This is a genomic window from Streptomyces sp. TRM68367, assembly GCF_014495685.1.
Classification (GTDB): Bacteria; Actinomycetota; Actinomycetes; order Streptomycetales; family Streptomycetaceae; genus Streptomyces.
Window position 1 is genome coordinate 22,886 of sequence record NZ_JACTVI010000093.1, and the last position, 8,399, is coordinate 31,284.

The following is an 8,399-nucleotide window of genomic DNA, read 5'->3' on the forward strand; positions in this document are numbered from 1 at the left end:
CTCGCTCCGTGGCGAAAGCCGCGGGCCGTCCGCGACCCGGGCAAGACCCTCCTGGACGTCGCCCTCGCCGGACCTTGTGCCCCTTGCGCGATCTCAATTGGCATGTCCTACACAGGCATTGACGTGGAAAACGCTTACCATCTACGGTCCTTCCGGAATCGCGGACATCTTTCGGTATCTCGAACGTCTGAGCGTCGGTACGCACTACGAGAAGAAGGAGTCGAAGCGGAATGGGCACACAGCGAAGACTGGGCTGGATGTCGCTTGCCGCGGCAACCACCATGGCGCTCGCGGCGGGAGTGATCACCGCCCCCGCCGCCCACACCGCGGACGATCCCGTGGAGGTCGTGGTCAACGGGGACGACGTCCGCGCCGACAACGTGAACGGTTTGACCTACAAGGGCCTCGGCCTGCTCAGCTGCAACAGCACCAGCAACCTGCTGATGGACTACAAGGCGGAGCATCCCGGCCGGTACTGGCAGCTCGTCCGCGTGCTGTTCGGCGGAAAGAACCCCCTGATCAACCATGTCAAGATCGAGATGGGTTCGGACACGAACACGTCGACCGGTTCCGATCCGGCGACCATGCGCACAGCGGACGAACTCGCCGACGCGTCGCGTTCCCCGGGCTTCCAACTGGCAGCGGACGCCAAGACGGTCAACCCGAAGCTCAAGGTCTCGATTCTCCGCTGGGTCATGCCCCGATGGGTTCAGAACGAATGGAACAAGGGCACCGGCTCCGACGAGATGTACAAGTGGTACAAGGAGACGATCCTCGACGCCTACGAGAAATACGGGTACATGGTCGACTACGTCGACCCGGACACGAACGAGACGCGGGATCCGGACGAGGCCTTCATCAAGTGGTACAAGAACGCGATTCTGACCGACACGGACTTCGCTGACCCCCGCTACGGCATCCCGGCGAAAAAGCGGGAGAAGGCCGAGAAGGCCTACCACAACATCAAGATCATCGCCGCCGACGAGAACACCACCCTCAATATCGGGCCGTCCATGCTCAGCGACGCGGAACTCTTCGGCATCGTCGACGCGGTCGGCTACCACTACACCACCGAGGACCGGCACGACGGGGCCGCCGGCAGCGACACCCATCTGCCGTACACCAGGCTGGCGACCGGTGAGAACAAGTACGACGAGGACAAGGAAGTCTGGTACAGCGAGGGAGTCGCCTCCTTCGGCTACACCGACTACCGCGTCAACAACACCGAGGGCCCGAACGGAACGAGCACCGGCATCGGCGGCGTCCAAAGCGCCCTCGATCTCGCGAACCGCTCGGTCAAGAGCTACGCCAACTCGAAGCGGACGCACTACATCTTCCAGCCGGCGATCGGCTCCTTCTACGAAGGCGCCCAGTACAGCCACAAGGAACTCGTCAGCGCGCGTGACCCGTGGTCGGGCCACCTCCACTACGACGCGGCCCTCTATGTGATGCAGCACTTCACCCAGTTCGCCAAAACCGGCTGGGAGAACGACACGAACACGGCGGGCGTCTGGCGCACCGTGCCGGAGGCCAGTTACAGCGGGGTGAGCGGCACCGTCGACCTCGACGGCTCCAACGGGGCCCCCAGTTATATGACGCTCGCGGATCCCCGTAAGAAGGACTTCTCGACGATCGTCGTCAACGACAGCGACCAGCCGAAGACCTACCGGATCAAAGCCGAGAACATGCGACTCGGTTCCGACCCGACCATGGAGATCTGGGAAACCCGCGGACCGGACGCGGGCCGGCCCTACGACTCGAACTTCAAGCACCTCGCCGACGAGATCCGGCCCGGCGGCGACGGGTACTACACCTACACGGTCGAGCCGAGGTCGATCGTGACCTTGACGACGCTCGACAAGAGCCACGACAAGGCGACGAAGCAACGCCTGCCCGAGTCCCGGGACCGCACGGTGCTGGACACCGACGCGACCGGCAAGAAGCACAACACCCGCGACAGCGTCCTGTACGCCGACGACTTCGGGTACGAGGAGGAGGGCAAGGTCCAGGTCGGCACCGGCAACGGAGCGCACAAGACGTCCCAGCCCTACCTGAGGTCGCGCGGCAACCAGCCTCGCTACATGGTCGACCAGACCGGCGCCTGGGAGGTCGGTGCGGACGCGAGCGGCAACAACGTCCTGTACCAGTACATGGACCAGTCCATGAAGGACACCGGCGCCTGGAACCGCCACACCCCGAACACGACGGTCGGCGACTTCCGTTGGGAGAACTACCGGGCCACGGTCGACGTCTCGTTCCCGGACCCGGATGGCGGACTCGCCACCCTGGGCGTCCGGCAGCAGAAGGGCATGGCGGTCAGCGACGCCGCCTACAACGTGCGCATCGGACCGAACGGCGCCTGGACGTTCTACGAGTACGGCACGGCCGTCACGTCGGGAACGGTCGCGGCATCCGACAACTACCGCCTCGCCATCGAGGCGAAGGGCGCGACGATCACGACCTACATCGACGGCAAGGCCGTCTCGACGTACCAGGACCCGACTCCGCAGACCGAAGGCCGCGTCAAGCTCGGAACCGACTTCCACAAGACGGCGTTCGACAACCTGAAGGTCGAGAAGATCGACGGGTACACGCCCTACGCCCGCGCGCAGCTCGACAACATGGACAGCTCGGTCACCTACGACGGCACGTGGAGCAGGAAGGCCGCCTTCGGCGACCCGATGGACTGGTACCGGTCGACATCGACCAGCACGACCGCCGGCGCGTCGTTCACCGTCCCCTTCACCGGCACGGGCATCGACGTCATCGGCGGCAACGACGGCACCGCCGTCCTCGACGTCTATGTCGACGGAAAGCTGATCGCACGGGACGCGAAGACGGCCGCGACCGACAAGCGCCTCGCGACGTACGCGCTCCGTGGTCTGCCCGACGGCGCGCACACGGCGAGGTTCGTCCTCAAGTCCGGAAAGGTCGTTCTCGACGCGTTCAACACCATCTCCGGGGACGTGGACAGCACTGTGGACACGACACCGATCCGGGGCGGCCTGGAGAAGATCGGAAGTCCGGCGCGGGCGGACTACACGGCCGGCTCCTGGGCCCTGTTCGCCTCCGCGTCGTCGGCGGCGAAGGCTGCCGTGGCGGGACAGAAGGGCCTGGACGCCATCGGCGTCGAGCAGATCACGGCCAGGCTCGAAGAGGCTCACGACCGGCTGGTGCGCGAGGGCGGCGCCGCCGCCCGGTAGGTGCCCTGGCCTGCGGGCCCGTGCGCTCGCCGTAAATGACAGAGGTGCCGCCGCACCCCTCCTTGACCCGCATTCGTGCAGGTCAAGCGGGGTGCTGCGGCATCCGTCGCTCAGATGTCCCGGAAGAGACCAGCTAGCCCCGTGAGCTGCCGTGCTGAAGCTGCGGGGCGCTGACCTGCAGAGATCTCTTTCGGCTCTATGCGGGGTGTGAGAGTGCGGTGTGGGCTGGGGCTCATGCACCGGTGGTCGGCCTTGAACGAACGGCAACGCGCGCTTCTCGAACGGCTCCCGGCCGGTGCGAAACCTGGAGCATGGGCGCTGGAGGATTGGCGTCTGGTCTGCCCTGCGCGACCGTGGACTTCTGACGGTCAGCAGGAGTGGCGGGGACGTTCATGCGGAGGCCACCGAGGCTGGCCGGTTCTACCTTCGGCATGGTCACCACCCGGACGATCCGGCGTTCGCGGATGGTGGTGGTCCGGCGGTGTCCGCCAAGTCCCCAGCGTCGGCGAAGGCGAACGGCCGGTCGCCCGCGCTCGACGGGGCGATCGACCACCTCCGGCGGCAGCGCCTCACCACTGCACACCACCCGCCGCAGCCCACCGCACTGCCCCGCCGCGGACTCCTGCAAAAACACCTGCATCGACGGCACGAAATGCACCGTCGTAGGGCCTGGTGGACCCACGTCGGTCGGCACGATTCACTTGCTCAGGGGGACGTACGTGGGCTTGTGGTTGGGGGAGTTCCGAGGTTCCATTCGGGGACGGATGTTGCGGTTGACGCGGAAGCAGTTGCCGGGGTCGTACCGCGCCTTGATTTGCCGGAGGCGGTCGTAGGTGCCTCGGTAGGCGGCGGCGGTTCTGTCGGCGTCGTCCTCGGCCAGTTGGAAGTTGACGTAGTTCCCGCCGGTCGAGAACGGCCGGATGTCCTCCCAGCCGCTGCGGACCGCGTCCACGATGCGGTCTCCGTCGGCCTGCGGCGGCCATGCCCCGGAGAAGCCGCTGATGAGCCGGGCTTCCCGGTTGCCGACTGCGCCGCTGTCGTCGGACTCGTTCAGCACGCCGGCGAGGTGGAAGATGACGGAGAACGACAGGGGGGACACGACGTCGAGCGCGGCGTCCCGGAACGTGGGCAGGTACTCGTCCGGCAGGCCGGGAAGGAATTCGGCCTTCCAGTACTGGTTCAGCCCCTTGGGTTCCATCGCGTCCAACATGGACTGCTGGGCTACGTAGGGCTTCTCGCCGATGAGGTCGAAGATCGGCTTTCCGAGGGCACGGAGCGGGGCGAGACCGGCTTCGGCGTTGGTCCCGCTGTGGCACACGAGCAGCCCGACGACGGGCTTGAGATGCCACTCGTCCGGGACGAACGGCGCGGGCGGCGCGAGCCGGATGATCGCCACTGCCGTCAGCTCGCGGGGAGCGGACGCGGTGAGCTCCCGGTACGTCGTGAGGACCTCGTCCACCTGGTCGGCGCTCCAGGCGGCGAGGCCACCGGTGATGAGGGGGCCGACCTCGTGCAGCCGGAAGGTGAAGCGGGTGACGACGCCGAAGTTGCCGCCACCGCCGCGCAGCGCCCAGAACAGGTCCGGGTTCTCCGCCCGGCTCGCGGTCGTGATCCTTCCGTCCGCCGTGACGATCTCGACCTCCTCCAGGTTGTCGGCCGCCCAGCCGAAGCGGCGCGTCAGGTAGCCGAACCCGCCGCCGAGGGTCAGGCCGGCGACTCCGGTCTCGGACACAAAGCCGAGCACCGTCGCCAGCCCATGCCGCTGGGTCGCCCGGTCGACGTCCTGCAACAGGCATCCGGGACCGGCATGCGCGAGGCGGGCGACCGGATCCACGGTGACCTCGCGCATGCGGGACATGTCGAGGGTCAGCCCACCGTCGGCGAGTGCCGTGCCAGCGATGTTGTGGCCCCCGCCCTTCACGCTCAGCAGCACGCCGTGGTCCGCGGCGAACCGAACGACCGTGGCCACGTCCTGGGCTGAGACCGGCTGGACGACGAGCGCCGGACGTGCGGTGACCATGGCGTTCCAGACTTCGACTGCCTTGTCCCAGCCCTCGTCACCGGCCGTGAGCAGCGGTCCCGCGAGCCGTGTGCCGAGCTGCTCGATCCGGGCGGAGCTCAGGCCGACGCGCTCGCGCTCGAGTCCGGCGACCTCGAACATTCTCGTGCTCATGGCGACTTGTCCTCTCCCGGCGCCCGACTGTCCCTCGATGTCCCGATCGCGGTGCGCAGCGCGGCCAGCAACGCTTCCGGCTGCTCCGCGGCGGGGTCGTCCCGGCAGTCCTCGATCACGTGCAGCGGCCAGCCGTACCGCGCGCTCGCCGCTTCCGCCGTCCGCAGCCGTACCTGGAGGTCCTGCCGGCCGTGGATCAGGTCTGTGGGAACGCCGATTTGCGCGAGATCGCCGGGCGGGATCGGCCGCATGCCGACCCGTGTGACGAGGCTGCGCAGCGCTGCCTGCACGCTCGGCGTACGGGCCCGGTCCAGGGCGTAGGCCAGCAGCGGCTGCCATTGTTCTCCCGTCTCCTCGCCGACCCTCTGCATGTCGAGGAAGCACCGGTTGAACAGGCGGTCCCGCCCTTTCGCGGTCGGTCGGGCGACGAAGCTCATCATGGGCATCGCGAAGCTCGGCGCCGGGCGGAACCAGCCCAGGCCGAGTGTGTCGACCAGGATCAGATGGGCCAGCCGGTCGCCGTGGCGTACCGCGTACCGTGCGGCGATCGCTCCGCCCAGCAGATGGCCCACCAGTACGGGCGGCCAGCCCCGGCAGGTCTGGTCGATCAGCTCATCGAGCCAGGCCAGGACGGCTTCGGTGTCGAGCCGACTGTCGCTCGCCACCGAGGCGCCGTGGCCGGGCAGATCGGGAACGATCACCCGGTGGGTCCTGACCAGGTCGGGGATCACCCTGATCCACACGGCGGCGAACTCGCCCTGGCCGTGCAGCAGCACGATGGGCGGCCCGTCACCGCCCTCCAGGACGGCGGTATCCACCCCCGGCAGCCGAACCCGCCGCTCGGCCGCCATCGGCATCGCGGCCATCAGCTGGTCGCGTGCCCGCCGCCCGACGGATCGCTCGGGTCGTATCGCCTCGTATCGAGTGCTCATCGTCGGCCTCCTTCCCCAGCGTCCAGTGGTGCTTACAGGACAAGGGTCCGAGGTCGGCGGCGGGCTCCGCATCGGTCGAGTCGACCAACTCGCCGGTGCGCGCCGTGTGGGTATTCCTGCGCAGGCGGCCGGGTCCGGCCCTACACGAGTTCGTGCTCGTACGCGTATGCGGTGGCGGCGGCCCGCGAGGAGACACCCAGCTTGGTGAACATGTTGCTCACATGCCGGGCGACCGTCTTGTCGCTGATCACGAGACGGTCCGCGATCTCACGGTTCGACGCCCCGGTCGCGATCAGACGGAGCACCTCGATCTCGCGGGGCGTCAACCCTCCCGGGCCCGGGGGCGCGGCCCGACCCGCTGAGCCCCTCAGCTCCCGCACCTGCTCCAGCGCCGGCACCGCGCCGAGCTGCTCGAAGACCCGTTGGGCGGCGTCCAGCTCCATCTCGGCCGTGTCGTGATCGCCGACCTGGCGGTAGGCCCGCGCCAGCTTCGCCCGTACCCGCGCCGCCTCGTAAGGAGCCTCATTCTCGTGCCAGGCGGTCCACGCCCGGCGCAGAGCGACGCACGCGGCCTCTGGATCACCGGCGGCCAGCAGCACGGAGCCGTGCCCGTACGCGGCCACCGCCCGCAGGTACGGTGAGTCGAAGCCGGCGGCGATCTTGTCGAGCTCGTCCACTGCCTGCTGAGCGTCCTCGATGCCTCCGGCGGCGAGCTCGATCTCCACGCAGCCGACCAGCACACCGGGCCGCTCCTCCGGTCTCTCGGTCTCCACGAGGGTCCGGCGGATGGCGGCGGCCGCGTCGTCCAGCCGGCCCTGTGCCAGCCTGAGCAGGGCCAGTCCCGGCTGCGCCGAATGCCCCCGGCCGCCGGCCTCACGGTAGTAGCGCTCGGCCCGGGAGAACTCGCCGCGCAACCGGAGCAGCTCGGCACGCTGGTACAGCGCCATGCCCAGCACCAGGTCGCCGTGCGGGGTGGACAGGTGCTCGCACGCCCGGCATGCCTCATCCATGGCGTCGTCCCAGTCACCCCGCAGCTGCATGATCTCTGAACGATGCACCAGGCACTGGCCCCGGTACGGCTGGAGGTCCTGCTGCGTGGCACACCAACGGCTCAGCGCCGCCGTCCACTCCTGCACGCGACGAAGGTCGTAGATTCCGCGACAGGCCAGGATCACGGCGCAGTAGACGATTCCGGCGGTGATCGACGACACCTCTCCGGTGGTCACCGCCACCATCGTCTCGTCCAGCACCTCCACACCCTGTGCCGCCCGGCCCTGCGCCATCAGCGACTGGCCCTGCCCCAGGCTCCCCAACGCCCGCAGGTCGCCGTCGTCGAAGCGGTCGGCGGTCTCGGTGATCTCCACGAACGAACGCCTGGCCGCCTCGGCATCGCCGCCGTTCAGAGCCCGCAGCGCCACGGGAACGCGCAGGTATCCCTGCTCCACGCAGTCCAGCGCCGCAGATTCGAGGATGTGCTGCGCTCGTGCGAGCCATCCGCCGCCGCGGGCATGCTCGCCGCGAAGGAGAAGCGTGAGCCCGATCCAGAACGCACACCGCACCGCCCCCGCCGCGTCCCCTCGTTCCAGGAACGCGTGATGGGCCCGCTCCCAGCTCCCGGTCGCCGCATCGATGGCGCCGATCAGATACGCCGCACGCGCCAGCCGGTCAAGATCGTCGGCCATGAGCGGGGCCTGCCGGTCGGCGGCCGACAAACCTTCGTACGCGTCCCGCCATGCCAGCCGCTCGTACGCCTCCCGGCCCTGCCTGCGTAGATCAACGGTGCTCATGAGCGCTCCCGCCGAAAATGAGTCCGTAACCGCAGCGTATGTGCTGTTCACGGCACACGCGGGAGAAGTGACGCCAACGCCCCCGCATCCGGCCGCTCTTCCCGATGGTCCCCGCCGCTCGGGCGGGCCTCCCGGGCTCCCGTGGTCACGCCCTGAGCCGCATTCCTGAGGCACACGGTTCTCCGGCGAAGTGCTATAGCCGGCTCTGGCCTGCGGCGGATGCTCCTATGGCTGTCAAGCCGCTGGAGCCAGGTCGGTATGAGTGATTCGTTCGGTCGGTGTGCTGGTCAGTGCCCGGTAGACC

The 8,399-nt window shown here is 68.5% G+C and carries 4 protein-coding genes; 1 reads left to right on the forward strand and 3 read right to left on the reverse strand.

Translation table 11 applies throughout. The features are described from left to right. Positions 1–230 precede the first annotated feature (230 nt). Positions 231–3,203 carry a GH59 galactosidase gene (locus H8R17_RS36490; protein ID WP_187827500.1) on the forward strand — a complete coding sequence of 991 codons (2,973 nt, stop codon included), beginning with the start codon at positions 231–233 and terminating at the stop codon, positions 3,201–3,203. Positions 3,204–3,900: 697 nt separating this feature from the next. On the opposite strand, the gene H8R17_RS36495 is transcribed toward H8R17_RS36490, so the two are convergent. From H8R17_RS36495 to H8R17_RS48940, 3 genes are all read right to left on the reverse strand, one after another. Then, on the reverse strand, positions 3,901–5,376 hold the full coding sequence (locus tag H8R17_RS36495; RefSeq protein WP_223125903.1) for an FAD-binding oxidoreductase: 1,476 nt from the start codon (positions 5,374–5,376) through the stop codon (positions 3,901–3,903). Next, positions 5,373–6,308 (reverse strand): alpha/beta fold hydrolase, encoded by a 936-nt coding sequence (locus H8R17_RS36500; RefSeq protein ID WP_187827501.1) that lies wholly within the window; start codon positions 6,306–6,308, stop codon positions 5,373–5,375. Before H8R17_RS36500 ends, H8R17_RS36495 begins: the two co-directional genes overlap by 4 nt. 140 nt (positions 6,309–6,448) lie before the next feature. Next, the gene (locus H8R17_RS48940; RefSeq protein WP_187827502.1) at positions 6,449–8,095 is read right to left on the reverse strand and encodes a LuxR C-terminal-related transcriptional regulator; all 1,647 of its coding nucleotides are present in this window, start codon (positions 8,093–8,095) and stop codon (positions 6,449–6,451) included. Positions 8,096–8,399: the final 304 nt, after the last annotated feature.